The organism is Nostoc sp. ChiQUE02, from assembly GCF_034531305.2.
In the GTDB taxonomy this organism is placed as follows: Bacteria; Cyanobacteriota; Cyanobacteriia; order Cyanobacteriales; family Nostocaceae; genus Nostoc.
Genome location: NZ_JAVRBN020000018.1, coordinates 16,466 through 42,825, shown reverse-complemented (window position 1 = coordinate 42,825; position 26,360 = coordinate 16,466). Strand labels below are relative to the sequence as shown.

Annotated in this window: 20 protein-coding genes and 3 pseudogenes; 8 read left to right on the top strand and 15 right to left on the bottom strand. The window is 43.3% G+C overall.

The window, feature by feature from the left end:
* Nucleotides 1–9 precede the first annotated feature (9 nt).
* The 3 genes from RM347_RS19320 to RM347_RS19310 all read right to left on the bottom strand — a co-directional run bounded on the left by RM347_RS19320 (nt 10) and on the right by RM347_RS19310 (nt 3,993).
* Entirely contained in the window at nt 10–2,001 is a 1,992-nt protein-coding gene (locus RM347_RS19320) for a DICT sensory domain-containing protein (protein WP_322721268.1), read from the bottom strand.
* Nucleotides 2,002–2,192: 191 nt separating this feature from the next.
* Nucleotides 2,193–2,813, bottom strand: a complete 621-nt coding sequence (locus RM347_RS19315; RefSeq protein ID WP_322721267.1) for a pentapeptide repeat-containing protein — start codon at nt 2,811–2,813, stop codon at nt 2,193–2,195.
* 217 nt (nt 2,814–3,030) lie between these two features.
* Nucleotides 3,031–3,993, bottom strand: a complete 963-nt coding sequence (locus RM347_RS19310) for an orange carotenoid protein N-terminal domain-containing protein (protein ID WP_322721266.1) — start codon at nt 3,991–3,993, stop codon at nt 3,031–3,033.
* A 676-nt stretch (nt 3,994–4,669) separates the two neighbouring features.
* Here RM347_RS19310 and RM347_RS19305 point away from each other — a divergent pair.
* Both RM347_RS19305 and RM347_RS19300 read left to right on the top strand, forming a co-directional pair.
* Nucleotides 4,670–4,882 (top strand): annotated as a pseudogene (locus tag RM347_RS19305) (high light inducible protein).
* A gap of 65 nt (nt 4,883–4,947) precedes the next feature.
* Entirely contained in the window at nt 4,948–5,187 is a 240-nt protein-coding gene (locus RM347_RS19300) for a hypothetical protein (protein WP_322721265.1), read from the top strand.
* A gap of 540 nt (nt 5,188–5,727) precedes the next feature.
* On the opposite strand, the gene trpE is transcribed toward RM347_RS19300, so the two are convergent.
* From trpE to RM347_RS19285, 3 genes are all read right to left on the bottom strand, one after another.
* Complete coding sequence (gene trpE, locus RM347_RS19295) at nt 5,728–7,257, bottom strand: anthranilate synthase component I (protein ID WP_322721264.1); 1,530 nt, start codon at nt 7,255–7,257, stop codon at nt 5,728–5,730.
* A 95-nt stretch (nt 7,258–7,352) separates the two neighbouring features.
* Complete coding sequence (locus tag RM347_RS19290) at nt 7,353–7,778, bottom strand: photosystem I reaction center subunit II PsaD (protein WP_322721263.1); 426 nt, start codon at nt 7,776–7,778, stop codon at nt 7,353–7,355.
* 144 nt (nt 7,779–7,922) lie between these two features.
* The gene (locus RM347_RS19285) at nt 7,923–9,932 is read right to left on the bottom strand and encodes a DICT sensory domain-containing protein (RefSeq protein ID WP_322721262.1); all 2,010 of its coding nucleotides are present in this window, start codon (nt 9,930–9,932) and stop codon (nt 7,923–7,925) included.
* A gap of 1,447 nt (nt 9,933–11,379) precedes the next feature.
* Here RM347_RS19285 and RM347_RS19280 point away from each other — a divergent pair.
* Nucleotides 11,380–13,671, top strand: a complete 2,292-nt coding sequence (locus RM347_RS19280) for an amylo-alpha-1,6-glucosidase (protein WP_322721261.1) — start codon at nt 11,380–11,382, stop codon at nt 13,669–13,671.
* 74 nt (nt 13,672–13,745) lie between these two features.
* On the opposite strand, the gene RM347_RS19275 is transcribed toward RM347_RS19280, so the two are convergent.
* The 4 genes from RM347_RS19275 to RM347_RS19260 form a co-directional block, all read right to left on the bottom strand.
* The gene (locus RM347_RS19275; protein ID WP_322721260.1) at nt 13,746–14,426 is read right to left on the bottom strand and encodes a hypothetical protein; all 681 of its coding nucleotides are present in this window, start codon (nt 14,424–14,426) and stop codon (nt 13,746–13,748) included.
* Nucleotides 14,426–14,839: a RusA family crossover junction endodeoxyribonuclease gene (locus RM347_RS19270; RefSeq protein WP_322721259.1), complete on the bottom strand. Its 414-nt coding sequence runs from the start codon at nt 14,837–14,839 to the stop codon at nt 14,426–14,428. The genes RM347_RS19275 and RM347_RS19270 overlap by 1 nt, the downstream gene beginning before the upstream one ends.
* Before the next feature lie 383 nt (nt 14,840–15,222).
* Entirely contained in the window at nt 15,223–15,552 is a 330-nt protein-coding gene (locus tag RM347_RS19265) for a DUF2973 domain-containing protein (RefSeq protein ID WP_194045128.1), read from the bottom strand.
* Nucleotides 15,553–15,874: 322 nt separating this feature from the next.
* The gene (locus RM347_RS19260) at nt 15,875–16,192 is read right to left on the bottom strand and encodes a DUF2605 domain-containing protein (RefSeq protein ID WP_322721258.1); all 318 of its coding nucleotides are present in this window, start codon (nt 16,190–16,192) and stop codon (nt 15,875–15,877) included.
* A gap of 413 nt (nt 16,193–16,605) precedes the next feature.
* Between RM347_RS19260 and thrS the strand changes: the two genes are divergently transcribed.
* Nucleotides 16,606–18,456, top strand: a complete 1,851-nt coding sequence (thrS, locus tag RM347_RS19255; protein ID WP_322721281.1) for a threonine--tRNA ligase — start codon at nt 16,606–16,608, stop codon at nt 18,454–18,456.
* A 427-nt stretch (nt 18,457–18,883) separates the two neighbouring features.
* Nucleotides 18,884–19,291, top strand: a complete 408-nt coding sequence (locus RM347_RS19250; protein ID WP_322721257.1) for a hypothetical protein — start codon at nt 18,884–18,886, stop codon at nt 19,289–19,291.
* A 333-nt stretch (nt 19,292–19,624) separates the two neighbouring features.
* Here RM347_RS19250 and RM347_RS19245 read toward each other — a convergent pair whose 3' ends face one another.
* Nucleotides 19,625–19,750, bottom strand: coding sequence for a hypothetical protein (locus tag RM347_RS19245; RefSeq protein WP_322721256.1), 126 nt, complete (start codon nt 19,748–19,750; stop codon nt 19,625–19,627).
* An 86-nt stretch (nt 19,751–19,836) separates the two neighbouring features.
* On the opposite strand from RM347_RS19245, the pseudogene RM347_RS19240 reads away from it, so the two are divergent.
* Both RM347_RS19240 and fghA read left to right on the top strand, forming a co-directional pair.
* Nucleotides 19,837–20,783: pseudogene (locus tag RM347_RS19240) on the top strand (GMC family oxidoreductase); the annotation flags it as partial.
* A gap of 216 nt (nt 20,784–20,999) precedes the next feature.
* Nucleotides 21,000–21,884 carry an S-formylglutathione hydrolase gene (fghA, locus tag RM347_RS19235; protein ID WP_322721254.1) on the top strand — a complete coding sequence of 295 codons (885 nt, stop codon included), beginning with the start codon at nt 21,000–21,002 and terminating at the stop codon, nt 21,882–21,884.
* A 240-nt stretch (nt 21,885–22,124) separates the two neighbouring features.
* Here fghA and RM347_RS19230 read toward each other — a convergent pair whose 3' ends face one another.
* From RM347_RS19230 to RM347_RS19220, 3 genes and pseudogenes are all read right to left on the bottom strand, one after another.
* Nucleotides 22,125–22,628, bottom strand: coding sequence for a hypothetical protein (locus RM347_RS19230; RefSeq protein WP_322721253.1), 504 nt, complete (start codon nt 22,626–22,628; stop codon nt 22,125–22,127).
* A gap of 76 nt (nt 22,629–22,704) precedes the next feature.
* Nucleotides 22,705–22,821, bottom strand: a pseudogene (rpsU, locus tag RM347_RS19225) (30S ribosomal protein S21); the annotation flags it as partial.
* A gap of 170 nt (nt 22,822–22,991) precedes the next feature.
* Nucleotides 22,992–23,306: an RNA recognition motif domain-containing protein gene (locus tag RM347_RS19220; RefSeq protein ID WP_322721252.1), complete on the bottom strand. Its 315-nt coding sequence runs from the start codon at nt 23,304–23,306 to the stop codon at nt 22,992–22,994.
* 375 nt (nt 23,307–23,681) lie between these two features.
* Here RM347_RS19220 and ilvA point away from each other — a divergent pair, with 375 nt between their 5' ends.
* Nucleotides 23,682–25,193 carry a threonine ammonia-lyase, biosynthetic gene (gene ilvA / locus RM347_RS19215; protein WP_322721251.1) on the top strand — a complete coding sequence of 504 codons (1,512 nt, stop codon included), beginning with the start codon at nt 23,682–23,684 and terminating at the stop codon, nt 25,191–25,193.
* 123 nt (nt 25,194–25,316) lie between these two features.
* On the opposite strand, the gene RM347_RS19210 is transcribed toward ilvA, so the two are convergent.
* On the bottom strand, nt 25,317–26,357 hold the full coding sequence (locus RM347_RS19210) for a hypothetical protein (RefSeq protein WP_322721250.1): 1,041 nt from the start codon (nt 26,355–26,357) through the stop codon (nt 25,317–25,319).
* Between the last annotated feature and the right edge of the window lie 3 nt (nt 26,358–26,360).

Sequence of the window (26,360 nt, the reverse complement as noted above, 5' to 3'; positions counted from 1 at the left end):
TCTTGTAGATTAAGTAATAGGCACTGCAACTGGAACCGTGAAATGAAACTTGCTACCTTGATCTTTACCCAGAGACTCAGCCCAAATTTTCCCTCCCAGATTATCGATAATCCGGCGACAAATCGCCAAACCAAGTCCGCTTCCACCCACGGTCCGTTGCAAAAATCCTTCTTCCTGATAAAAGCGCTCAAATATAGCTTCTAGCCGACTCGGTTCAATACCTCGACCTGTATCTGCAATTGTGACTTTTAGCACAGCTTTATTCAGAATATTCCCCAAGGCTGGCTCACCTCTAACTTCTTCTAAATTCAGAATGTGAGCGCGAATAATGACTTCTCCAGTCTTGTGGGTAAACTTACAAGCATTATCGAGTAGCTTTGTCAAAACTTCAATCAATCCCTCTCCATCTACCTGGATTGGGGGTAAGTAATGGGGCAATTCTACAACAATTTTAGGTAATTTCTGATGCGATTCGAGTCCACTGAGGGCTAAATCTAGATATTCTTTTAGAGAGATTGGCTCCAGTTGCCAGCGCATCAATCCACTCTCCAAGCGAGATAGGGTGATGAAATCTTGGATTAGTTTACGTAAACGATCTGCATCTTCCAAAGCAGTTTGCAGCATCATCTGCTGTAACTCTGGCGGCATTTGCGGTTCTGTAACTAAACTTTCTAAGCAAACGCGGATGGTAGATAAAGGAGTACGCAGTTCATGTCCGACGATCGCAATCAAGTTACTTTGGGTGCGTTCCAAGTCTACCAGTTGGCGATTGAGAGTTTCCAGGTTGCTATAAGCCTGTGCCTGCATCAAAGCAACTCCAACTTGGGTAGCGATCGCCTCTACTAAAGCTACGTCATCCTCTGTCCACAAATGCGCCTCTGGATGGTGCAGTTCCAGCATTCCCACCCAAATCCCCTGATAGTGGATCGGCACCAACAAGCAAGCACGGACCTGCCAGCGTACCAGTTGCGCTTTTAAATCTGGATGGGATTGTAAGCCTAAATCCTGGGTAATATCGGCAATAACTATATTTTCTGACTGATTTTCGCCATTGCTTTGACTTTGCGCCAAAGCAGTTTGAAATAGCGGATGACTTGCCAATGACCAGACTTCCCCCTTTAAAGAAGGCAATCCAGCAGCTGTTGACTCATAAGCAATTGGCTCTTTGGGACTATCTGATTGATAACGATAAAGCAGACAACGGCAATGGCTAAAGACTTGACCTAATTCTGTAACAGTAATAGTGAGAATCTCGTTTGGGTTAAAAGAGTGGCGAATAGCAGTGGCGATCGCATTACTCAGGCGCTCTTTACGTTCCTTGCTGGCGATCGTGCTATATGCTTTCAGCAGCTTGTATTGACTGGCTTGTAGATATGTAACGAGGCGATTGACAAATAGTCTCAAGTCAAGTTCTACTACCTTACTTCTTGATGCCTGCACTTGCGATTCGTGCAACAGCCGATAACGTCTCTGAGCCTGCTTGATTTTAGGGGCTAATTCTGGTCGATAAGCTACAATCCGCTCTAACAATAGGCGGGCGGCCTGAATACTAACCTGGGGGTCAAATGTCCAAATCCCTTGAAATTGTCTTGCTTGGTCTAGCGATGCTGAATCTATGGGTGAAGCGTGTTCTCGACAAACCACACACGCTGAATATTGCCGACCAATCACAATCAAATGCCATTCCTGAGCTAATTCGTCATCAGGGGCAAAAGCGATGGTTGCATAAGGGGCTGAAGCATTACCAAAGTCAGTCTCTGGTGCAGCCAATACATAAACCTGGTCTGTATACTGAGCAATTTTTTCATAGCGAGAAATCTCCTGGCGGTAAAAGCGCTCTTGCTGAAAATTAGCAATCACCAGAGGTTGGTCTGTCCCTGCTAGTATCAAATCTTCAATTGCATGGGAAAGAGCCGCCAGCGAAGACTTGAAATAGATTTGAGGTTGTAGATGTGGTAGAACTTGGCACAAATCTTGCAATAAAGAATTTGAGACATTCATTAGTAGAGAGATTTGAAACTGCCTTGAAAAATGAGCTTTCAGCAAAAATTGGCAGGACTTAACCGAAATAGTGCTGAATAATGAGTGCTGAGGAAAAAAGTAATAATTGCACTCAGCATCTAATTAATTAGGAATTCAAAATGAAAGACTGATTTTTAAATTTTGGATTTTTAATTAGTTCGTAGCTACGCTCAACCCGCTTCGATTAAGCTTCGTTCAGTTAGGCTAACTCCGTTAAATAAGCAGTGGTGCAGATCGACCTCGGTCAGGTCTACTTCTGTGAAATCAACGTTACTTAGATCAGTTTTGTACAAAATAGCTTTGGCAAGATTGGTATGACTCAGGTCTGTATTGCTCAAGTTTGCCCCAGTGAGGTTTGCACCACTGAGATTTGCCCCAGCCAAGTTTGCACCACTGAGGTTGGTATAACGCAAGTCTGCTCCAGCCAAGTTTGCACCACTGAGATTGGTATAACGCAAGTCTGCTAAACGCAGGTCTGCTTTCACAAGGTTTCCCTTATGCAAATCCACCTGACTGAGAGTTGCCCGTATCAAGTTAGCAGCTTTGAGGTTTGCCAAAATCAAATTTGCTCCACTGAAGTCGGTTCTCCAGAGAGCCGCCGCAGTCAAATTTGCTTCAATCAGATTTGCTTTGCGCAGGTTGGTATGTGATAAAGTCGCGTTAGCTAAGTTAGCTCGATCCAAATTGATTCCAGCTAAACACACCTCGCTGAGGTTAACTAAGTGCAGGCTTACTTGAGTGAAATTTCTCTCTCCTGCACAATAGCGTTTGAGAAGTTCATCAGCATCCATACAGCCCGCCTCCTAAATCTCCATTTCTTACCGGAAAATTACAGTATCCAATTGATTCTGAATTTCGAATTCTGTATTCTTAACAATCTTTTACAAGATCGCCAATAGAATCGGTTGCTTTCGATCGCACAACAAATATGCCTCTTTTGCTTAAGCGTGGTGAGGTGGCGATTGCTGCTTCACTCATCCACGCTTAAGCAACGACTAATCTAGCACTCTATTTACGTACTAAGTTGAGCAGTTCTTTAGGAGAAGCAAGCAAGTCAATCGCTACAAAGAAAATTTTGCCTTGGGGATCTATCAAAAACCGCCATGCAATATTCATCCCCACACTCGCACCGAACCAAGGGGTTTGGACTTTACCTGTGACTTTAATTTGGGTGTAGCCATCTTCCACTGGCTCAGATACACCGCGCTCTGGAATCATCTTCAATCCCTGGCATTCTTCACGCATGTAAGCCCGAATTGCCTCCTGACCAACAATTGGTCTTTCAAAGGGAGGTTGCAAAGCACCTCCAGAGGTAAACAGATTAACCGCAGCATCAAAGTCATTGGCATTCATGTTGTTGATATAGCCCAGCACCGTGGGATTGTTGACGCCCTCAATAGTGACTTTAGTCCGAAATGCTGGTGCAGTGGGAGGAGCCACAGGCTCTGAAACTTTTTTGTAACTACCAGGAGCGTTCGGGTCGAATCCCATGCTAATTACGGTATTGCGTAGGATTGTGATTTGTTGACCTGAATCAGCATTCCGGATGGCTTGCAACACGTCAGCAGCCTTAGGAGAAAGCTTGTAGCCTTCTGGGATAGGAGCAACGATTCCCTGGGCCATCCATTCTCCCAACTGATACCAGAAGCCCAACTTGATGTTCACGGTGAAGGATGCATAGGAACGGCAGAGGGGAGTGTCAGCACGGTTAGCCAAATCGTACATGACTTGCGTTTGAGCCTCAAAAGGCATTTGCTTAATTTGTTCGAGTAAGCCTTGTGCGAGGATCATGTTGGCCGCCCCAGGAGCAGCAACTGTAATACTTCTACCCATCTCGGTATAGGCAAACCAGAGTAATGCTAGTTGATCTTCAGCATTGAGCTTAGAGAATGATTCAACAACGTTTGGAACAACATCAGCAACTAGGGTGCCGGGAAAAATACTTTGAGCCGACTGGATGGTAAAAGACATAGCAGAAATTCCAAAAAGAAAATTACAGTTCTATCGAATGTGAAAAATCAAATGTGCAAAGACGAAGGGAAATGCGTTTAGCTGTTAACAAAGGCACTCAGCAGTTTTTGTGTCACTGATAGCGAGTCTTGTCTGCGACACGCTACGCGTAGCTTGCTTCCCCGTAGGGGTACAAGCCGTCGTAGACATTCCTAGGCATAGCTATTCTGTTGCCGTTGAGTTTGGATACTCGGCAAAGCACATAGCAGGCTCAACTGCATAGTTATTTAGAAAGCCTTAATCAACAGTGTTTAACGCATTTACGTTACTTTGTATCTTTATGTAAAGAAACATAACAAGTTCGTTACAAATAAGCAATACTTTCTCAGTTATACATTGATAGCTTCTGCTTATATTAATGATAAGTTTTGCTGAAGTTAGATTAAACACAATTGGTATCTTTGTGTGTATTCACTTCCAAGAGCGTAGGCGTAACTTCTCTATGGGACGCTACGCGTAGCGTCCCGTAGAGAGCGTCACAACCGATTGGAGACATCGCCTACTTCTCGTACAAATCCAAAATACCCTACTCATCTAGTACGGTTTTTACTACCTCTGGTTTGGTGTCAAGTGCTTGCAAAAAATATTTACACTATTTTATATTCATTTACAGATGACAAAAACTAAAGAGTAAAAGATGACAGGTAAAGGCTTTACCATTAACGAACGCAGTCAACTTAACAAATTTGCGATTGAACCCAAGCTTTATCTTGATGAAACCCCACGGACAGGCTTTACCGAATATGCCGAAAAACTCAATTGACGTTTGGCAATGATTGGTTTTGTCTCACTCATAGCTTGGGAAGTTTTTACCAGACACGGTTTGATTGGATGGCTAATCAGCCTTTAGAGAAGATACTTTGAGATTTACGAATTTTCTTCACTTGACGAATAAAACAATTTAGAGTCAAACTTATGAAAGCTAATTTTGATTATCCCAAAAAAGATTTGATTGGGCCTGTTGTTTTTAGACCTGATTTCAATAACTTTGAGACCATCAATGTAAATCAAGCCTGGTCATTGTTTTTCACTGCCGATCAAGACGACAAGAGATTAGGACAAGAAACTGAATTTGGCAGATTTTTCACTAACCTTTTAATTGCTACTGGAGTAACTGGAATTATGTGGGCGATTTACTTCAGTCAATTGGGATGAGCAAGTTTGTTCATTTGTAATATCTAGTCACTGAAACCGAGGCCCTGGATTTGAATACCAGGACTTATTTTCACTTTTTAATACGTCTAAAAAACTCTCTTTAGCTTTGGAAAAAGTTTGATGTTGATTGGATTTATAAAGCTTCCCAATTTGTCACGGTATTGTGGATACATGGGCTTAGAAGTAGCACAAATTGTTTCCAAACATCTTGCAGTTCAAAGTAAAATCTATGTAATTCAAAATAGAAGGATATTGGTATATCAACTTTTAAAGTCTGGTCTGGATTCTCATACAGCAAATCGAACTATTACTGTACTCATATCAAGCCCGGTTTTACAATTAAGTAATAAAAACCAGTGTGCAATTAATTACAACTGAAAGTAACTATACAGGTAGTAAAAGGGATTGGAGATTGGGGACACAGGAATAAGCAAGGGAGCAGGGAGTAGAGAGCAGAGGGAGGAAAGAGGTAAAATTCTCATTCTCCCCCTTGCATCCAGCAAGAACTGCCCCTCTGCCTCTTGTGCCCAATCCCAAAATTCAACGCAAACAACGAATCGCCTCTAATAGACCTCTAGCTTTATTCAACGTCTCTTCGTATTCTTTTTCTGGCTCAGAATCAGCCACCAAACCTGCACCGGCTTGCACGCTGACCGTATTATCATGCACCACCATTGTGCGAATTGCGATCGCAGTATTTAATTGTCCTTCAAAATCGTAATATCCATACACACCCGAATAAACACCGCGACGACTAGACTCTAACTCGTGAATAATTTCCATCGCCCGAATCTTGGGTGCGCCGCTTACCGTACCTGCTGGGAAGGAAGCTTTCAGTAAATCCCATGCTGTTTTACCAAGCGCTAATTTACCCACAACATTGCTAACAATGTGCATCACATGGGAGTAGCGCTCAACTACCATTAATTCATCAACTTTGACGCTACCACTTTGACAAACACGCCCCAAATCATTCCGCCCTAAATCCACAAGCATCACGTGTTCAGCAATTTCCTTGGGATCTTGGAGTAAATCTTGAGCATAGGCTGCATCTTCCTGGATGGTTTTACCCCGTGGACGTGTCCCAGCGATTGGCCGTACCGTTGCTATCACTCCACCATCTGAATCTGTTTCTGCTTTCACCATCACTTCGGGACTGGAACCGATAATTTGCCAATCTTGGAAGTTAAAGTAAGCCATGTAAGGCGAAGGATTTATCTGACGTAGTGAGCGGTAAAGGGCAAAGGGGTCACCTGTGTATGCTGTTGATAGCCGCTGGGAAATTACTACTTGGAAAATATCGCCTGCTTTAATGTAATCTTTGGCCTTTTGGACGCTGGCACAAAAATCAGGGCGGGTAAAGTTACTCTTATACTCTTCTGTCCCCTTGCTCCCCTGCTCCTCTGCCTCTCTGCTCCCTGGCGGTTTCCATTCCAATCGAGTTTTTTCCGGTGATAGGGGTAGAGATAGCTTTTCGAGCATTTGGGTGACGCGATCGCACGCTTGTTGATATGCTGCGCGTAAATCTACATTGGGGTCACGTAAATCCGCATAAGCGATCGCCCAAATTTTCCGCTTCACCTGGTCAAAAATCAATAGGTGGTCTACCTGCATCCACAATCCATCAGGGATATTTCGCTCATCTGGTGGATAAATTGGTACACGCGGCTCAATCCAGCGAATTAATTCATAGCCCCAAAACCCAAACAAACCGCCAATTCCTGGCGGTAGCTGTGGTAACTTAACTGGGTGATAAGGTGCTAGACATTCGGCTAAAGCTGTAAAAGGGTCGCCTGCAAAAACGACCTGCGAACCATCGCGGTTTTTCTGGGTTGTGCGATCGCCCCTTGCTTCCAAAACCCACAGTGGATCGCAGCCCACTAAGCTATAGCGTCCCAGCTTTTCCCCACCTTCTATCGATTCCAACAAAAAGCTATAAGGCTGACCTGCACAGACTTTATACCAAGCAGATACGGGCGTATCTAAGTCCGCTACCCATTCTTGATATACCGGGACGAAGTTGCCTTGTTGCGCTAGGCTAGAAAACTGGGAGAAATCCGGAAACATCATTATTTTTCAAAGGTAATTGGTAATTGGTAATGGGTAATGGGTAATTCTCTTACCATTTACCCATTACTAATTACCCATTAGCTACTAACAGCTAGTTATGGAGCGTCGTAGGTAGTAACACCGCTAAACTTAACTTTAGATGGACTGGGGTTTTGTCCGATCCGGCGGTCTACATAACGCACTTTCTCACGACCTTCAGTTACCTTCTCGGGGAAGACACCATCGGCTGGGTGAACTAAAGTAGTTTCTCCGTTGGGTAAAATCCGGTAAACTTTATAGTCTGTAATTTTGAGTTTCCGGAGTTGCTGACCGCCCAAAAAGATGCCATATTCTTTACGAGCTATATACAGCAGGTTTTCACCTTTCCGCATAGTAGCAGCACCACCTGTAGGCAATTCAAAAACTTGCTCTTTCGGGCTAGTCCAAGTGATAGCGTACTTTTCTTCCACTTCTGCTTTTCTAAGCAAGCCACCAGTGCTGCCAGCAAATAGCGGGGTTTGTCCAGAGAGTGTTTCTGCCATAAAGTCTGTTCTCTCAACGTTTTTAGGGAATCCTAACATCGCAACCAGGATCATATTGCGATCGCGTCATAGACTGTAACAGTTTTTAGTCATTAGTCGTTAGTCCTTTGTCATTTGTTAAAAACTAATGCCCAATGCCCAATACTATTTACTCTTGACTTTTGTCCGCTTTTCCTCTTGGCTACTCTGAACAATCGGGATGGTGAAGTGAAACTGACTACCTTGGTCTTTGCCAGTTGACTCTGCCCAAATTTCCCCACCCCAGCCATTAACAATTTGACGGCAAATGGCTAAACCAAGTCCAGTCCCGCCAGTAGTGCGGCGTAGCGCTCCCTCTTCTTGATAAAAGCGGTCAAAAACTACTTCTAAACGATTCGGTTCAATGCCACGTCCAGTATCAGCCACAGTCACCTCGACCATTTGACGGCTGTTGTAAATCGCTTTAATGGTGATTTCTCCTTCAGGTGGCGTAAATTTACAAGCATTGTCCATGAGTTTTGCCAGTACCTCTACTAGCCAATCACCGTCAGCTCTGACTAGAGGTAGGTCTTGGGCAATTTGAGTCTTGACTTGGGGCGGCTTTTCCGTTGAGGAACGCGTACGATTCCGGCTGAGTGCTAAATCCACACACTCTTGTAAAGTGAGGGATTCTGGATGCCATTCCACCCGACCGCTTTCTAAGTTGGAAAGCGTGAGGAAATCTTGTACCAGTTTTCGCATCCGCTCTGAGTCGGAAAGAGCAGTGTTAAGCATAATCTGCTGCAACTCTAAAGGCATATCCGGCTCACTAGCGAGACTTTCCAGACACACTTGAATTGTGGATAAGGGGGTACGCAGTTCGTGCCCAGTAATGGCTATGAGGTTGCTGCGGGTGCGGTCTAGGGCTTCTAGCTGCTGATTAAGTTCTTCTAGGTTAGCGTAAGCTTCCGCTTGGATGAGAGCTGCTCCTACTTGGGTAGCGATCGCTTCTACTAAATCCAATTCTCCAGGTTGGCACTCGTGCGGTGGCATCCGGCAATAGTGTAACTCCACAATGCCCAATAATCGCCCCTGATAGAACACTGGTTCCATCAGCCAAGAACGAATGGCAAACTTTTTAGCGATCGTGGAGAGTCCTGGCGAATTAGTAACGCGAGGGTCATTCAGCGTATCGCTAACACAAACACCTTCGCCTTGTTGTACTATGTCCCGAAATAGTGAGTTTTTCTCTAACTCCCAGGTTTGCCCACGAACAGATAAAACACCAGGAGTCAAAAACTCGTGTTCAATTATGGCCTGGCTATCTGCGGCTTGAGCGCGGTAAATTAAACAGCGACAAGCTTCTAGGTGTTGTCCTAATTCTTGTGCCGCTACCTGAAGAACTTCGTGAGGATCGAGCGATCGCCGAATGGCAGTGCTAATCGAGTTGACTAATCGTTCTTTTCGTGCTTGGGCAGCAATGGAACGGTAGGCTTTGTGCAATTTGTACTGGCTAGCTTGTAAATAAGTGACTAAGCGCTGCACAAAGGGATCTGTATCAATGTCACAAGCATATTCGTTGACCTGTTCTGCTCCAGAGTGGTTTCGTGGCTGCCCTATGCCAAACCTCTGACGTGCCTCCTCAATTTTACTTGCCAGTTCTGGTCTGTAAACCAAAATCCTGTCTAACAGCAATTCGGCTGCTTTGAGACTAACTCCCCTTTCCGATGTCCAAATTCCCTCAAATCTCCGCGCTGTGTCTATATCCAGATTAGGGCTTAGTTCAGGTAGTTGCTTGTTTTTGGCAATAGAACCAAGGTTTTCCCGGCAAACCAGACAAGTAGCATAATTGTCAGCAATCACTACCAAATGCCACTCTTGACTTAAGCCATCCTTTGGCTCAAAAGCCACTTTTTCGTAGTGTTCCGAACTGTTGGCGAAATCCGTTTCTGGAGCAGATAATACATATATTTGATTACTTCGTAAGGCAAGTCGCTGGTAGCGATGAGCTTCTTGGCGGTAGAATCGCTCTCGCTGGAAACTAGCAATTACAAGGGGTTGAGCTAAAGTCGCAGCCAAAACTTGATCTTCCATCGCGTGGGAGAGCGCCGTTAATGAAGCCTTAAAATATAGCTGGGGCCGCAAGTAGGGTAGGGACTTTAGCAGATCACTCAGCACAGAAGTCGAAATGCTCATGAATTATTGTTAAACGCTCAACCTCGACAAGATCAAAAGTCACAGCTGCATTGTACAAATTCCAAGGGACTCTCAAGTTAAATAGAGAGTTGCAATATGTAAAGAACGCTAAAAAGCACTTTCTGCCAAAGCAGGCGCAACACTTTGTTACCAACTAGTACTCAACCAACCCAAAAATGACGGGTAAAGACAAGCTCTTGAGGCAGGGGAAGCAGAAGGAGCAAGGGAGAAGAGTTTTCCCTCTGCCCCCCGCACCCTGCCCCTCTGCCTCTTTTCAATGCCCATAAAATCCCAGGTCTAAAGGCGATGGGATGAGCTTAACAAGATGTTTCAAATAATAGGCTACTACGCCCAATATACATTCTCGACCAACTTTGCCATTTGCTTGCACAGGTAAAATTTTTCCGGACTAAGTACTAAAACACTAATTGTTGTATGGTTTGAACTGTTGTGTTCGCTAATAACCACTGGTCATTGATTGATAGTCCACGCGTTGGCGTAGCCCGTTGTTGACATTGTCTACTTTGCCTATGTTGATTTCTGCTCACTAAAGAAATTTTCTTACCCAAAAATTATTACTGCTACATTCACATAATTTAATCCATGATTAGTGATTAAATTTAATCAATTAATTAATTATCATAAATTAGTCTAATCAAATACCAAAGATATTTAAGACAAAATCGTATAATAGTAAGGAACAAATGCTTTCATACCCAACAAAAGCTGTCAACTTCGCGTTTTTGCGGAGTATACTACATTCTGAAAGTTCAATGACTAATGAATTATCTCAAAACCCTCAGTTTTCAGTCTAGACTTTAGACTTAATAAAATATAAATTTATCAAGATTTGCTTATATGGATTTGAGCGCTGCTATTTTCTCAGCAGTATGTAAGGATTATTTTGGCTCGAATCGCTCAAATGAGTTTTAGAGGGCATCTTTTTTTCGGAAGTTGTGAGGGTCAACAAAAAGCAGAGAGGATGGGTGATAAGTGTAGGTTTTTTAGATTTTGCGTTTTGATTGACGCCCAGAATTGTCCGATTGGCGGCTTCTGCCGGATCAGAACTTCGGGAGACGCAAAGGCGCAGGGAGAAATTTCAGTACGAAAAAATCAGCTTTTCCGACTGAATTTGAAAAATCTACACCTGTGAGAGAGAGGATAGGTAGAGGGGAAACCCCATACTTACAAGCAAGGGCAGGATAACTGCTCAAAGCAACGGAAATGTCTTTGGCTTTGCACCTTCTATCTCTCTACGAGACGCTGCTCTTTGTTTGCAATACGTGTCTCGACACAAATCTTTCTTTTTTTGACCTAAATAAATTTAATTGCTCTGTCCTAAAGCAAGAAGTTATTTCTTCTTTCCTCTGTGCCCCTCTGCCTCTTGGTGAGAGACCTCTACTCAAAAGACCACAAAAATATAGACCTGTACACGGAACTTTGGCTAATGACACCGGATACGCTAATGACCCCGGAAAAAATTTTTCTGGATGGAAAAACTTTTATTCCTGCCGAACAATTACCTATCCCGGAGTGGCCTTGTGTTGTGAGTGAAAGACCACAACCGACACTGACGGTTAAAGATGATGATTTATTTTTTGTGACAGATACTATCGGGAACATTTCTGGCTGTTCCCTCAACGATGGCAATCCCAGCATGGGACTGTTTTGTTGTGATACGAGATTTCTCAATCGCTTGGAGTTGCAAATTGAAGGGCGATCGCCTGTACTCCTCAGTAGTACGGCTGAAAAAGGGTTTTCACTCTCAGTTTTGTGTACCAACCCCAGAATCGACGAACGCCTAAGAGCCGAAACTATAGGAATTCGCCGAGAAATGGTGCTGAATGGAGCACTATTTGAAGAACTAGAAGTATCTAACTACAGCACAACCACCGTCAATTTTGAACTAACCATCAGCTTTGATGCAGATTTTGTTGATTTATTTGAAGTCCGGGGCTATGACAGAGAAAAACGAGGTCGGCTTTTACGCCTAGTGGAACCGACAACTGAGGAAGGAACATTTTCTCTTGTCGATGGCGTTTCGTCTGTACCCAAAGAGCCATACGCCTCTAGGGAAGAATCCTTAACACTCGCCTATCAAGGTCTGGATGGCTCGGTGATGGAATCCCGGATTCTATTCCAGCATCGGCAACCAGACTATTTCAAGGGTTACACTGCGGTTTGGCAGCTAGAGTTGGCTTCTCACGAAACTCAAAAGCTGGGCTACCGAGTGAATATGTTGAAAAACAACCAGTCTAGTTCAACCGTGAGCGCCGCCTTCACTTTAGGACAGGCGAAAGCCGCTGAGTTGATGGAAGAGCAACACTGGGTACAACAAATTACACGCATTAGTTCAGATAAGAGTACCTTCAATCGAGTGATTGAGCGGGCTGAACAAGATATGTATTTGTTGCGCCAATCTTTTGGGAAGTATAAGACTGTTTCCGCCGGAGTACCTTGGTTTTCAACACTATTCGGGCGAGATTCGCTGATTACAGCTTCTCAAACCCTGATGCTAAACTCGCAAATCGCCAAAGAAACCCTGATACTACTTGCGACATACCAAGGTAAAATCGACGACGAGTGGCGCGAAGAAGAACCGGGTAAAATTTTGCACGAGTTACGTTTGGGAGAAATGGCTCGTTGTCAAGAAATTCCCCATACACCCTACTATGGTACGGTTGATGCCACTCCCCTCTGGCTGATGCTCTATGCCGAACATTATGCTTGGACTCACGATCAAGAACTCCTAGAGCAACTTTGGCCGAATGCTCTAGCAGCAATGGAGTGGATCGATCGCAATACCAAACAAACCAGCTACCTCAGCTACTTCCGTAAATCCAAACGCGGTCTTGCTAACCAAGGTTGGAAAGATTCTGGTGACTGTATCGTAGACCACAAGGGAGAATTAGCTAACGGCCCAATTGCCCTTTGTGAGGTGCAAGCTTACGTCTATGCTGCAAAAATGCGCCTAGCAGAAATAGCTAGGATGAAAAAGCGGCTTGACTTGGCAGATCGTTGGCAAGAAGAGGCCAGAAATCTTAAGGTTCGTTTTAATCAAGATTTTTGGGTGGAAGACCAGGATTTCTGCGCTTTGGCTTTGGATGGAGATGGCAAGCCAGTAGACAGTATTACCTCAAATCCTGGTCATTGTCTGCATTTGGGTCTCTTCACACACGAAAAAGCTTATAGTGTAGCAGAGCGCTTACGAGCACCAGATATGTTTAATGGTTGGGGCATTCGTACCCTGAGTAGTTTATCACCCGCTTACAATCCGATGGGGTATCACATTGGTTCAGTTTGGCCCCATGATAACGCTCTGATTGCAATGGGATTGCGATCGCTTGGTCTCATCGATCAAGCTTTGGAACTTTTCCAAGGTTTATTCGACATGACTGAGCAGCAACCCTACCAACGCCCTCCAGAACTATTCTGCGGCTACGAACGGAACGGTGATAATGCTCCTGTGCAGTATCCAGTCGCCTGCACTCCCCAAGCTTGGGCTACAGGTAGTATTTTCCAACTACTGCAAATGATGGTCAACTTGGTGCCTGATGCTCAAAATAACTGCTTGCGAATAATCGACCCCGCTTTGCCAGAATCGATTAATCGCCTGTCATTTCATAATTTGCGAGTCGGCCCCACCATCCTCGATTTGGAATTTGAGCGTTCTGGTAGTACTACTGCTTGTCGCGTTGCGAAAAAACGGGGCAATTTACGGGTAGTTATCGAAGCTTAGAAAGAGAGTAGGGAGTAGGAAATTTACCACTCCCTATTTTATGCTTGGTGCCATTCACTCCAAGCAACGCAGTGTTAGCCTGCTTCATCACCAGTGTGTAGAGTTCTCAAGAGTTGCTCTGTAAGCTCGATCAATTCATATACAGAATTTTGTGTAAGTTGTGTAGTTTTGAAGCCATGAGCAATAGAATTACGTAATGGGAGTGCATTCATTAGTAACTGATACTCAGATTTTGAAATTACACCTTCAGTTGCTAATTGCTTTACTAAGTAGTGTGGATCAAATCTTTCTAAACTTAGCTCTTCCTTTTGGGCAATAAGTCTCAAAGTTGCTTCTACCAAAGACCAAGAATATAGGATAGCTGATTCTGGATGTTGCGTTGTAAGTTGCCTTGCTATTTGCAACTGTGATTCTATTTCATGTTCTTGAAGAGAAGCCTCTGCTTTCAGAGAATATGTTGTATCCTCCGGGTTGGTCATTACTAATTCAAATCTCCAACCAGGATGTTTTTCTACCGCTTGAGCTAAATTACCTAAGTATTGATTAGAAGAAGAGTTAAATGAGGAGCGTGACTTGACTTCAATAACTACATTTTCTTCTCCCCGACGTACTATCATGTCAGGGCGATAGTTATTAAGGAAGTTAGGCAAATCTTCTGGATTTGGATGAAAAAAAACTTCGTAACCCTTCTGGCGATACTCCTCTGCTAGTTTCAGCAATCGCTCTCTTTCTAAGTTTGCGGTTGGAGTTTCCATCAAGTACCTACCTCCTGATTAGGAGCATCAATTACGACAATATGTAAGAACTCATTGCCACGAGCAAAGCCTTCCGCCAATGTCGAGGTCATGTATTCTACTTTAAAGTTACCTGACAAATTCCTCTTTCTAACTAGGAGGTCGCTTACTTGCTTATCATCCACGTAGGCTAATCCAATAATTGCATCTTGAATAGGCTTCACTATATTGTCTATATCTCTTTCAACAGAATCATAGAAATAGGTTATCTGGAGCATAACCAACCCAGTAGCTGTTTTTTGTTCCGAAGACCAGTATTTTTCAGCCTCTTGTCGCACTGTCTTTTTCCAAGCTTGAAGCCGATTGCCCTTACCGCGATTACGAGCCTGTTGTGATACTGGTGGCCCATCTACTATGAACTCAAATCTGGTCAATGCACTTTTAAATAATAAATCACAGCTTATTCTATACTAGTGACCTAGAACACAGGCAGATAACTCTCGCTACTCAGCTGGATTTAGCTTTTCTCTTACTATCGAAGAAAGCTTCTAGGGCTTGCTGAAATGTCATGCCGTCATGATTGCTAGGATTAATCTCAAGCTTTCTCCTCGTTCCAAACGAAGGTGACACCATTAAGCACGAAAAAAACATCCATACCTCATAGTCTAGGCAAGATGTATTTACGTTGTCAATACGCTTTCTTGTAATAGAATTCTGCTAATGAAAAGTTAAGGATGTAAAAACAACAATAATTTACACCCAAACTCCTAACTCTTGTACAGACGTGATTAATCGCGTCTCTCCAAACTCCAAACTCTTACGCTTCTTCGGAATTATCTCTCTTATGTCCTGGGGATGCTTCGTAAAGTGCATCAAGATGTTGACGCGCATCTTCAACATTAATCGAACGCATTACCAAAAGTGGCTCTTTAATTAGGTTGCCTGCGCTATCTAATAACTCTGGATGGGGTACAAACTGTTTTTTTGATGAATAATAACCATAGTTGCCTTGATTATTCATTGGCGAGGAATTCGTCGGGTAAGTTCGCTCCCGATCAAAACTGAACATGATCAGGTTACGAATTAAGTTGCCAACAGCTATAAATGCAAGGATTGTAAAAGCAAGAATGTAAAGCAGATGTAACATTGGATTTTCCTCCAGGGCAGCAATTTTTAAAACTTTATTTTGTAACGCTTTGTTTCGCCGATCCTGTGACTCACAGTTAAGACGAGTATTTGACGCACCCTTTGGGCGCTTACATTTATATGGAGCTATTTGTCAACCGTTATTCCACTTACGGTAGCATAGGATACATTAATTTGTTAATCCAAATAATGTTAAGAAAATCTTAAGAGTTTTGTACTATCTCTTCGATAACTGAATCTACCGTCTTGCGTAAACCCTTCCTTGGCAAGTCAAAAGACAACGCTAAGTAGTCTGTCGAAATTTAGCAGATGCTCCCAGCAGCTTAGACCTCACGCCCTTGACGAAAGCGCATTGCGACATTCCAGCATTCTGTTACTAATTGATGCCAAGGCATTAACGTTGCCATATCAATCCCGACTTGTTTATCAGTAGCATTAAACAGCATCTTCGCCGTATTTAGTTCATCTTGCGCTTGCTTAACTCGCAAGAGCAAGTCAGATTGCTCTTGGTGACTCATAAATGATAATTGCTCGGTTTCGAGTAAATGACGCGATCGCGTAAACCAATGCTGAAAATCTTCCAGCAGGGGTTCTAAAACCGTTTTCAGCAAATCAGTCCCTGGTAAATTCGAGTCTGACATAAATGAGAAGGATATTTCAAACTTTCTTACTAATATTAACGTTATTTACGTTTCTTAACATTTTTTTCATTTCTCTCATAATTTGACGATATAAAAATTTGTAACAAAGAATACAAATTTTATTATATAGTCTAGATATCGGGTTTGTACAGTTCCTTTGGAGAGGTGTCTATAGGTATAGCTGACACCGAGTTGCAATTCATAAGATAATTTAGCGATGTCTACGACGGGCTACGCCTACGCGTGGAATCCTGAATTTGACACTCAGGAAAGAAATCAAAAATTTATCTTTATCCCCTATTACAAATTAATTCAGTAGTTGGAAAATAAAGCTGAACTGGCAAAAAACAAAGTCGTTATAGTTGAATAAGCCTACAGATTCAGATAAATCACCTTTTGTAATCACTTCGCCAATGGTTCAGCAGCCGATGTCGCCAAATTCATTGAATCAGTCACAACAGTCAGAACAAATTGAAAAAATTTATTTACCGCGCACCAGTGAATCGGAGAACTTAAAAAAGATTCGCCACACTGCTTCCCATGTTATGGCAATGGCAGTACAAAAGCTGTTTCCCAAGGCGCAAGTTACAATCGGTCCTTGGATTGAAAACGGTTTTTACTACGACTTCGATAACCCAGAACCATTTAGCGAAAATGATCTCAAAGCCATCAAGAAAGAGATGGTGAAGATTATCAATCGCAAACTGCCAGTAATTCGGGAAGAAGTCAGCCGAGACGAAGCCGCACGTCGGATTCAGGAAATAAAGGAACCTTACAAGCTAGAAATACTGGCAGATATTAAAGAAGAACCAATCACGATTTACCACCTGGGGAATGAATGGTGGGATTTGTGTGCGGGGCCTCATGTGGAAAATACCAGCGAATTAAACCCTAAGGCAATTGAATTAGAAAGCGTTGCTGGTGCTTATTGGCGTGGGGATGAAACTAAAGCCCAACTACAACGCATCTACGCCACCGCCTGGGAAAGCCCAGAACAACTTGCTGAGTATAAGCGACGCAAAGAAGAAGCGCTGCGGCGAGATCACCGGAAACTTGGTAAAGAACTGGGATTATTTATATTTTCTGACCAAGTGGGGCCGGGTTTACCTTTGTGGACACCCAAAGGTACTCTGTTGCGGAGTACTTTAGAAGACTTCCTCAAGCAAGAACAGGTAAAACGGGGTTATTTATCTGTAGTAACTCCTCACATTGCCAGAGTAGATTTATTTAAAACCTCTGGACATTGGCAGAAATATAAAGAAGATATGTTCCCCTTAATGGCAGATGATCAGGAATCGGCTGCACAGGAACAGGGCTTCGTTATGAAGCCGATGAATTGCCCTTTCCACATCCAAATATATAAGAGTGAATTACGCTCTTATCGGGAACTACCAATGCGACTGGCGGAATTTGGTACTGTTTACCGCTACGAACAATCAGGGGAATTGGGCGGTTTAACAAGAGTGCGCGGTTTTACTGTGGATGATTCTCACCTGTTCGTCACCCCAGAACAGCTAGATAGCGAATTCCTCAGTGTGGTGGATTTGATTTTGTCGGTGTTTAATAGTCTGCAACTGAAGAACTTTAAAGCTAGACTCAGTTTCCGCGATCCAGCTAGTGATAAGTACATCGGTTCCGATGAAGTTTGGGACAAAGCCGAAGGTGCAATTCGCCGTGCAGTTGAAACCTTGGGAATGGAACACTTTGAAGGTATTGGAGAAGCGGCTTTTTATGGGCCCAAACTTGACTTTATCTTTAGTGATGCCCTAGATCGGGAGTGGCAATTAGGAACTGTGCAGGTAGATTATAATTTGCCAGAACGCTTTGATTTGGAATACGTTGCCGAAGATGGTGTTCGCAAACGCCCAGTGATGATTCACCGTGCGCCTTTTGGTTCACTGGAACGGCTAATTGGGATCTTAATTGAAGAATATGCGGGCGATTTCCCTTTGTGGTTAGCGCCAGTGCAAGCTAGATTATTGCCAGTGGGTGATACACAATTAGACTTTGCTAAAGATGTGGTAACGAAAATGAGAGCGTTGGGCATCCGTGCAGAAGTTGATACCAGTGGCGATCGCTTGGGTAAACAGATTCGCAATGCAGAGAAGGAAAAAATACCTGTGATGGCAGTGGTGGGAGCTAAGGAAGTGGAAACCAACACCTTGAGTATCCGTACCCGTGCCTCTGGGGAATTGGGAGTCATCCCTGTTGATGAGGTAGTGGAAAAGATGAAGGATGCGATCGCTAAGTTCGAGAATTTCTAAAATCTAACCGCAGACGCACACTAATCACAATTGGTGTGCGTTTTGTCTTGTAAGATACTGAGGCTTACTGAATCGATGATCTAGGTTTTGGCAAAGATGCGATGTCTACGATGAGCTTCTCTACGAGGACGCTACGCTTACGCAATATATTTAATATCAAAAACTCATTAATGGAGTTCAAATACTCGTCAACGTAGTTCAGAGGTGGATTCATCCAGTTCAAAGATTCATTTTAATTTTAACTTTTTGTGGGATTTGGAAGGTCAGAAAGTATCACAGACAACAAAAGTTTTCTCAATCACCGCACCCAAGAAAACTTTTCGAGTTATTCAACACTGATAGGATTAATTTAAAGACTTGTGGAATCTGCTCTTCCTAAACAGACTGGACTTGCATAAATTACTGTCAACAATTTTTGACTCACATCATGAACCGCTTTACCTCTATTTTGCTTGCTGGCTTGATAGCATCTGCTTCAGCTTTGGCTATTTCTCCAAAAGCTGATGCTAATACACCAGTGTCTTATCTTGCTGAGTTAGATAGCTACAGCTACGATCGCAACGATGATGGTAACTACGAACGTCAGAGTCGTCACTACAGAAATGATGATTATGACCGCCAGAACGACCTTCGCAACATTCGTGACAATAATCGTCGCTATGATCGCGATAACAATCGCCGTTATGACCGCGATAACAATCGCCGTTACGACCGCGACAATAACCGCCGCTATGACCGCGACAATAACCGCCGCCATGAGCGCGATAACAACCTTCGCAACATTCGTGATAATTACCGTCGCTATGAGCGCGATCGCGACTGGGGACGTGGTTAATCCCTTTGCCTATCTATTAAGCTTAGTTCCAAGTGAACTGAACATTGATTCTACTTGGCGGTAGGACAGACACAATCTCTTTTTTCACTCATTCCAATATCTGACTTTTCACTCTTATCTAGAAAATCTCGCTTCCATTCCCTAGTAGGGAAGCTTGCTCAGGGTTTAAGTTTAGCGTTAGCTTTTCTACACGACGTGAAAAGTCAGATTTTTATTAAATCAAAAATTTACCCTCAGCCTAGAAGTCTCTTTCTCAATTACGAATTACGTTAGCGTAGCGGGGCGTAGACCATTACGAATTACCAATTAATATCACGACCTAAACCGCAATAATTACACAAAGGTATCATTCACAGTATGGTCTTTGGTACCAGCGGCATATTGAATTAATTCTTCCTTCAGTTCTTTGGCAGCATTGAAAGGCAGTAAGTTTGTAGCAAAGTCAATGATGATTCCCAAAGACAAATAGGGAATATTGCAGTCACAGAACTATATGATAAAAAAAGTATTTTTTTAGAAATTTTGTCATTAACAAAAAGAATATTATGAGTGAATATGATTATGTTGTCATTGGTGCAGGCTCGGCTGGCTGTGTTGTCGCCAATCGTCTAACAGAAGATGGTCAAACTACTGTGTTATTACTCGAAGCAGGCAATCCAGCTACCTTACCAGAGCATCAAGTTCCTCTAGACTGGACAAAACTATTGGGTACTGAGGTGGACTGGGCATATTTTACCGAAGAAGAACCATACTTAAATAGCCGCAAAATTTATTGTCCGCGCGGGAAAGTCTTAGGTGGCAGCAGTTCAATCAACGCCATGATTTATATTCGAAGCAATCGGCATGATTATGACCACTGGCAAGAATTAGGCAATCCCGATTGGAGTTACCAAGATGTGTTGCCCTACTTCAAAAAATCTGAAAACCAGCAGCATGGAGCGTCTCAATTTCACGGAGCGGATGGAGTGCTGAGTGTCACAGATCCTTTAGCACCTGCCGTAATATCACATCGATTTGTAGAAGCAGCAGTCGCACTTGGTTATGAGTGCAATCCTGATTTTAATGGCGCACAACAGGAGGGAGCCGGACTTTACCAGTTGACTATTAAAGATGGTAAGCGGCACAGTACAGCAGCAGCGTTTCTAGTACCTATTTTGGATCGCCCCAACTTAACAGTTACCACTAGTGCATTAGTCACTCGGCTACTATTTGAGGGAACGCGCACTATTGGAGTAGAGTTTCTGTACGAGGGAACGATACACCAAACCTTTGTAAATCAGGAAGTTATTCTCAGTGCTGGCGCGTTCGATTCACCTAAACTGCTGATGCTCTCTGGGATTGGGAATGCAGAACATCTGCGATCGCTAGACATTCAGTCGTTGATTTGCCAGGTGTTGGTCAAAACCTCCAAGATCACCTTACTGTCACAGTTGCACACCAAGCTATTCAGGATCTGCAACCTGCCCCAACTAGCAATATCGGAGAAGCTGGATAATGTCACTTGGGCTAGCTCTTTTTCTTGAAATAGTGCTTCTTGGGCTTGCTGGCGCTCAACTTCTCGGCGCTGGCGATCGCTCTTAGAGAAGATGGGTAATATTATTGTTCCAGTGGAAGACAGTGCTTCTCATTGGCCTTTTAAATCAAGCCAGTTCCTGGAACAAGTAGTTCAATAATCTCCGTTAGTCGCTTAGGAAAGAGAACATAATCAATGCCTAACCTAAACCTCATTTCCGAATATAAAAGCTTTGGTGGCAAACTCGGTTTTTACAGTCATCACTCCTCTACCTGTAACGGTGAAATGCGCTTTGCTGTCTATCAGCCACCACAAGCAACTCAAAAACCTGTGCCGATTCTCTATTTCCTCTCTGGGTTGGCTTGCACAGAAGAGAATTTTATGGTGAAGGCGGGAGGAGTGCAGCGGTTTGCGGCTGAGTACGGTTTGATATTGGTTGCACCAGATACTAGTCCGCGTAATACTGGCATTCCAGGTGAGGATGATAACTGGGATTTTGGCATCGGTGCGGGCTTTTATGTTGATGCTAAAGAAGAACCGTGGCATCAACACTACCAAATGTATAGTTATGTAGTCGATGAATTACCTGCTTTAATGACTGCAAACTTCCCCGTAGAACCGGAAAAACAAGGTATTTTCGGTCATTCAATGGGAGGACATGGGGCGCTAGTCTGTGCAATGAGAAACCCAGAACTCTACAAATCAGTATCAGCTTTTGCACCTATCACTGCACCTATGCGTTGTCCTTGGGGTCAAAAGGCTTTCAGTGGTTATCTTGGCAGCAATCAAGAAAGTTGGCGTGCTTATGATGCTAGTGAATTAGTTAAGCAAGTAGGATATCACAGTCCAATTCTCATTGATCAAGGGACTGCTGATAAATTTTTAGCTGAACAATTACTGCCAGAGGTGTTTGAGCAAGCTTGTGCAGATGTTAATCAGCCACTAAACTTGCGTTACCAAGAAGGCTATGACCACAGTTATTATTTCATCGCCAGTTTTATTGAAGATCATATCCGCCACCATGCGATCGCTTTATTAATTACAGCAGTTTTCGTCTATTTAAACCCCACGTTTCTATAAGATTGCTAAAGATGTTTCAACGTGCTTTATGTGCTGGGTTTGACCTATGGTTCACTAAAACCCTGGATTTTGATAAGTTCTTGACTGTGCTTGCCTGTTTAGCGATGAAGATATCGCAGCGAGAATGAATGAACTTTATGAGATCGCCATTGATGCAGATGCCATTGAGCAGGGAACAGGGGAAAAGCAGTTTTAGTCGTATTTAGCTTTCTTCACATAGTTTGATTTTATTCTGCCGACTTAACTTATTGCCGAATTTGCAAGGAGCCAAGCTTTCTGAGTCCATGCATTATTAAATAACCCAACCTCTGGTACTTTTAATTCAAATGAATGAGGTGGCGATTGTAGCAACAAGGACGAATTATTATCATGAGTCTCAACTAAGTTAACTATCCAGGGAAGAAAGTCTAAGATTTCTTTTGGTAGTACAGTTAACTCGAAATCCCACAACAAATTAAGACCTCGGCATACTTGTCCTTTTCTTAACATCGTCACTCTACCAGCACTCTTGTTAATAGCGAGTCGAAGAATGAATGGGCGGAATGGGACAAATTCATCAGGTGCTGTATAAGCGTATACATTTATATAGTTTAGTCTCTGCTTATGATCCATCCAAGATGCGATCGGAGAATTACTATTATAAGATGTACCAGTTATGCTTACCGGCATATTCATAGCAGCAGCAAAGTTAGAGTAGAACTCACGCCTTAGTTCGCTAACAATATGTTTAGCTTCAGGGTTCATGGTTGCTACACCAATTACTAAAACGATACTTACAGTCAGCTACGCTAACGCATGGCTTCATAAAACACAGTTGTAATCAATTGCGAAAACTTCTCTGACGCTGTTTGTGCTTGGCAATTGCTTTGCGTTTGAGCTTTTGCAGAGGCATTTCAAAGTGACGGTGCTTCCTGATATCTGGAAAAATCCCCGCTTTGATGCTTCTGGCTTAAATAGACTTGAATATAAGCCAAATTCCTGGGCAGAGGCTAAACGCCCCGCTAGCACTATTTCGGTAAGCACTCTAGTCAACCAAAACATAAAAAAAGGCAGACGCCTTGTCTGCCTTCAAGACCTTAGAGTTAAATTAATTCTTGGTTTTAGACCTTAATAGCGACGAGAGCCACCACCACCACCACCACTATAGTTTCCTCGTCTACCACCAGAGGAACCTCCGTCTGTCTTGGGCTTGGCTTTATTAACTTTTAAGCTCCGACCCATCCACTCAGCATTATCAAGGGCTTCAATCGCTGCTGTTTCTTCAGCATCTGATTCCATTTCTACAAAACCGAAACCTCTCACCCGACCTGTTTCTCGGTCGATAGGTAATTGAACATTTTTTACAGTTCCGTATTCTGCAAAGACGTGCCGGAGGTCATCTTCTTTAACCTCATAAGATAGATTACCGACGTAAATTGACATAGAATGTCTCCAGAATCAGGGGGTGTAGAGATTTAGATCCGGAGAGGTCTGTAATACAAGTATATATAAGAACAAACTACACAGCCGAATTTAATCTTCTATGCATACTTTAACATAAATTGAAAAATTCTGTTCATGAGCAACATATTCAGACAGTTGACAAAAGTCGTTTAAAATCAACCTACCAGCGATCGCATTAAATTTGAAGTTACCAAAAAATTTCGATCGCTGAACTTATTTATCTTTCAATAATATTAGTAATTTTTAAATTTTATTCACTCAAAGTTTCGAGAAAGTGCAATTAAATAAAACCAGTGCGATCGCTTGTAACGTAAAATTAATCTCCATCCCGCATTTGCTAATACCTTGACGCCCATGTTTTGCGACTACCTCATCCAAATTCTGACTGCCCGTGTGTACGATGTTGCCCAGGAAACTCCACTGGAGTATGCCCCAAATTTATCTGCGCGGCTGAATAATCAACTCCTGCTGAAACGTGAGGATATGCAGTCAGTATTTTCCTTTAAACTACGGGGTGCTTATAACAAGATGGTGCAACTGCCACCAGAGATATTAGCGCAGGGTGTAATCGCAGCGTCTGCGGGGAACCATGCTCAGGGAGTCGCCCTTGCAGCCAATCGCTTGGGAACCAAAGCGATTATCGTTATGCCAGTAACTACACCCCAAGTCAAGGTGGACGCTGTGAGAATGAGGGGCGGAGCAGTCGTTTTACATGGAAACACCTACGACGATGCTTATAGCTATGCCCGTGAATTAGAAATAGAAAAAGGTTTGACTTTTATTCATCCCTTTGATGATCCGCATGTAATTGCTGGACAGGGAACAATCGGGATGGAAATTTTACGGCAATATCAGCAACCCATCCATGCGATTTTTGTCGCAATTGGAGGAGGCGGATTAATTTCTGGGATTGGGGCTTATGTGAAACGGTTGCGTCCGGAAATCAAGATTATTGGGGTTGAGCCAGTAGATGCTGATGCGATGTCTCAATCGCTTAAAGCCGGACATCGGGTGCGCTTATCCCAAGTGGGGTTATTTGCTGATGGGGTAGCAGTGCGGGAAGTAGGTGAAGAAACCTTCCGTTTATGTCAGCAGTATGTAGATGAAATTATTCTGGTGGATACAGACGATACTTGTGCTGCGATTAAAGACGTGTTTGAGGATACGCGATCAATTCTAGAACCAGCAGGTGCATTAGCGATCGCAGCTGCCAAAGCCTACGCAGAACGAGAACAAATCGAGGGACAAACCTTAATTGCTGTCGCCTGTGGTGCAAACATGAATTTTGATCGCCTCCGCTTTGTGGCAGAACGGGCGGAGTTGGGCGAACGCCGCGAAGGGATCTTTGCAGTCACAATTCCTGAGCAACGGGGAAGTATTCGCCAGTTTTGTGAATGTATTGGCAATCGTAATCTTACCGAGTTTAATTATCGCATTGCCGATGAAAAAACAGCCCATATTTTTGTCGGTGTGCAAATTCAAAATCGTGCTGATGCTGCCAAGATGGTAGAAAACTTTGAAGCTCAAGGATTTGAAACCCTTGATTTAACGGATGACGAATTAACTAAATTACATCTGCGCCACATGGTGGGTGGGCACTCTCCCCTAGCTCACAATGAATTGCTCTACCGTTTTGAGTTTCCCGAACGTCCCGGTGCATTGATGAAGTTTGTTACTTCTATGAGTCCCGACTGGAATATTAGTCTTTTTCACTACCGCAACAACGGCGCAGATTATGGGCGAATCGTTGTCGGTATTCAGGTTCCCCCTCACGAAATGGAAGAGTGGCAAGCTTTTCTCGATAACCTGGGCTATCGCTATTGGGATGAAAACAAGAATCCGGCATACAAGCTGTTTTTGGGATAGGTGGGGAGTGGGGAACAGGGGGCAGGGAGCGGGGTGCAAGGGGGAAGTGAAAGACTTGATGCAGGTTCTTTTTCCCCTTTTCTCCCAGCAAGAACTGCCCCTCTGCCTCTTCCCCATGCCCATTTAGCGAGAACTACCCTTCAATACCAAATTGGAGTCCCAAGTATAGAAGCCGATTTGGTCAGGAATCTTAGAGAATCTGCCTGTCCGATAGCCTCTGGATAATTCATTCAGTACCTTATTTTTGATCTCTCTAAGTTGCTGAGAATCTAGTTCTCCATAAATTCCGGCGATGACTTCAGCGACGCTGAAAACTTTACCTGGATTTTGTTCAAACAGAGAGGTGAGGGCATCAATTAAGAATTGACCCTCAAAGTCTTTGAGCATTGGTACTGTTTTTGTCGGAGGTACGAAAGGTTTCTTCTTTTTGTTTTTGATGCTTTTGGAAACACCATTGCCATTATTTGGGGCTACCAAACCTAGATCCAGAGTATAACAACCTGGCTCATCGGGAATAGTTACCCAGTAATTCCTTTCTCTGCCTTGGGTCAGGGAAGATTGAACCCTACCTTTAACTACTTTGAATAGATTGGAATCCAATTCTCCATAAAGCGATCGCACGATAAAATCGATATGACAGACAGTGCCTATCTGCTCTTGCAATAGCTGTTTTATAGCTTCCATTCGCGAAAGAGCGTGCCCATACTGGGGTAGCATCGGGATTTCCGCCACCTTCGTTGAACTCTCGTTGTTCTCTGGGGCGCTCTTTGAATCTGGGGATGTAGTTAGAGGTTGACTCTCTTTTGTATCAACAGCAGCAGAAAAAGAATTATCTATCTCAATCTTGTCTGAGTCTTGTCGTACTGACCCTAAAGACTCTACCAAGTTGACTTCCTCGATGTCATCAAGGGGCGATAAAAACCGCAGAGAGCCTTCTTGGGTAAGATTTGAGGTTTCATCAGCCGCCGTCAGTCTTGATATCTGCTTGTTGGTATCAGAAAAAGACCAGTTAGATAATAATGCTTCTACATGATCAAGCTGCGATCGCGCCTGCACAAAGAGGCGTTCATACTCTTCTGTGAGGCGAGCATAATAGTCTCGTAATTCCAACAGTGGTGAGATAAAAGTGCCAGGAGGTGGTTCTAATTGTCCATTTTGAGTCATAAG

What these genes read in the sequence shown, in the direction of transcription:
- RM347_RS19320 (WP_322721268.1), bottom strand. Translation starts at nt 2,001, where the DNA reads ATGAATGTCTCAAATTCTTTATTGCAAGATTTGTGCCAAGTTCTACCA.
- RM347_RS19315 (WP_322721267.1), bottom strand. Translation starts at nt 2,813, where the DNA reads ATGGATGCTGATGAACTTCTCAAACGCTATTGTGCAGGAGAGAGAAAT.
- RM347_RS19310 (WP_322721266.1), bottom strand. Translation starts at nt 3,993, where the DNA reads ATGTCTTTTACCATCCAGTCGGCTCAAAGTATTTTTCCCGGCACCCTA.
- RM347_RS19300 (WP_322721265.1), top strand. Translation starts at nt 4,948, where the DNA reads ATGAAAGCTAATTTTGATTATCCCAAAAAAGATTTGATTGGGCCTGTT.
- trpE (WP_322721264.1), bottom strand. Translation starts at nt 7,257, where the DNA reads ATGATGTTTCCGGATTTCTCCCAGTTTTCTAGCCTAGCGCAACAAGGC.
- RM347_RS19290 (WP_322721263.1), bottom strand. Translation starts at nt 7,778, where the DNA reads ATGGCAGAAACACTCTCTGGACAAACCCCGCTATTTGCTGGCAGCACT.
- RM347_RS19285 (WP_322721262.1), bottom strand. Translation starts at nt 9,932, where the DNA reads ATGAGCATTTCGACTTCTGTGCTGAGTGATCTGCTAAAGTCCCTACCC.
- RM347_RS19280 (WP_322721261.1), top strand. Translation starts at nt 11,380, where the DNA reads ATGACACCGGATACGCTAATGACCCCGGAAAAAATTTTTCTGGATGGA.
- RM347_RS19275 (WP_322721260.1), bottom strand. Translation starts at nt 14,426, where the DNA reads ATGGAAACTCCAACCGCAAACTTAGAAAGAGAGCGATTGCTGAAACTA.
- RM347_RS19265 (WP_194045128.1), bottom strand. Translation starts at nt 15,552, where the DNA reads ATGTTACATCTGCTTTACATTCTTGCTTTTACAATCCTTGCATTTATA.
- RM347_RS19260 (WP_322721258.1), bottom strand. Translation starts at nt 16,192, where the DNA reads ATGTCAGACTCGAATTTACCAGGGACTGATTTGCTGAAAACGGTTTTA.
- thrS (WP_322721281.1), top strand. Translation starts at nt 16,606, where the DNA reads ATGGTTCAGCAGCCGATGTCGCCAAATTCATTGAATCAGTCACAACAG.
- RM347_RS19250 (WP_322721257.1), top strand. Translation starts at nt 18,884, where the DNA reads ATGAACCGCTTTACCTCTATTTTGCTTGCTGGCTTGATAGCATCTGCT.
- fghA (WP_322721254.1), top strand. Translation starts at nt 21,000, where the DNA reads ATGCCTAACCTAAACCTCATTTCCGAATATAAAAGCTTTGGTGGCAAA.
- RM347_RS19230 (WP_322721253.1), bottom strand. Translation starts at nt 22,628, where the DNA reads ATGAACCCTGAAGCTAAACATATTGTTAGCGAACTAAGGCGTGAGTTC.
- RM347_RS19220 (WP_322721252.1), bottom strand. Translation starts at nt 23,306, where the DNA reads ATGTCAATTTACGTCGGTAATCTATCTTATGAGGTTAAAGAAGATGAC.
- ilvA (WP_322721251.1), top strand. Translation starts at nt 23,682, where the DNA reads ATGTTTTGCGACTACCTCATCCAAATTCTGACTGCCCGTGTGTACGAT.
- RM347_RS19210 (WP_322721250.1), bottom strand. Translation starts at nt 26,357, where the DNA reads ATGACTCAAAATGGACAATTAGAACCACCTCCTGGCACTTTTATCTCA.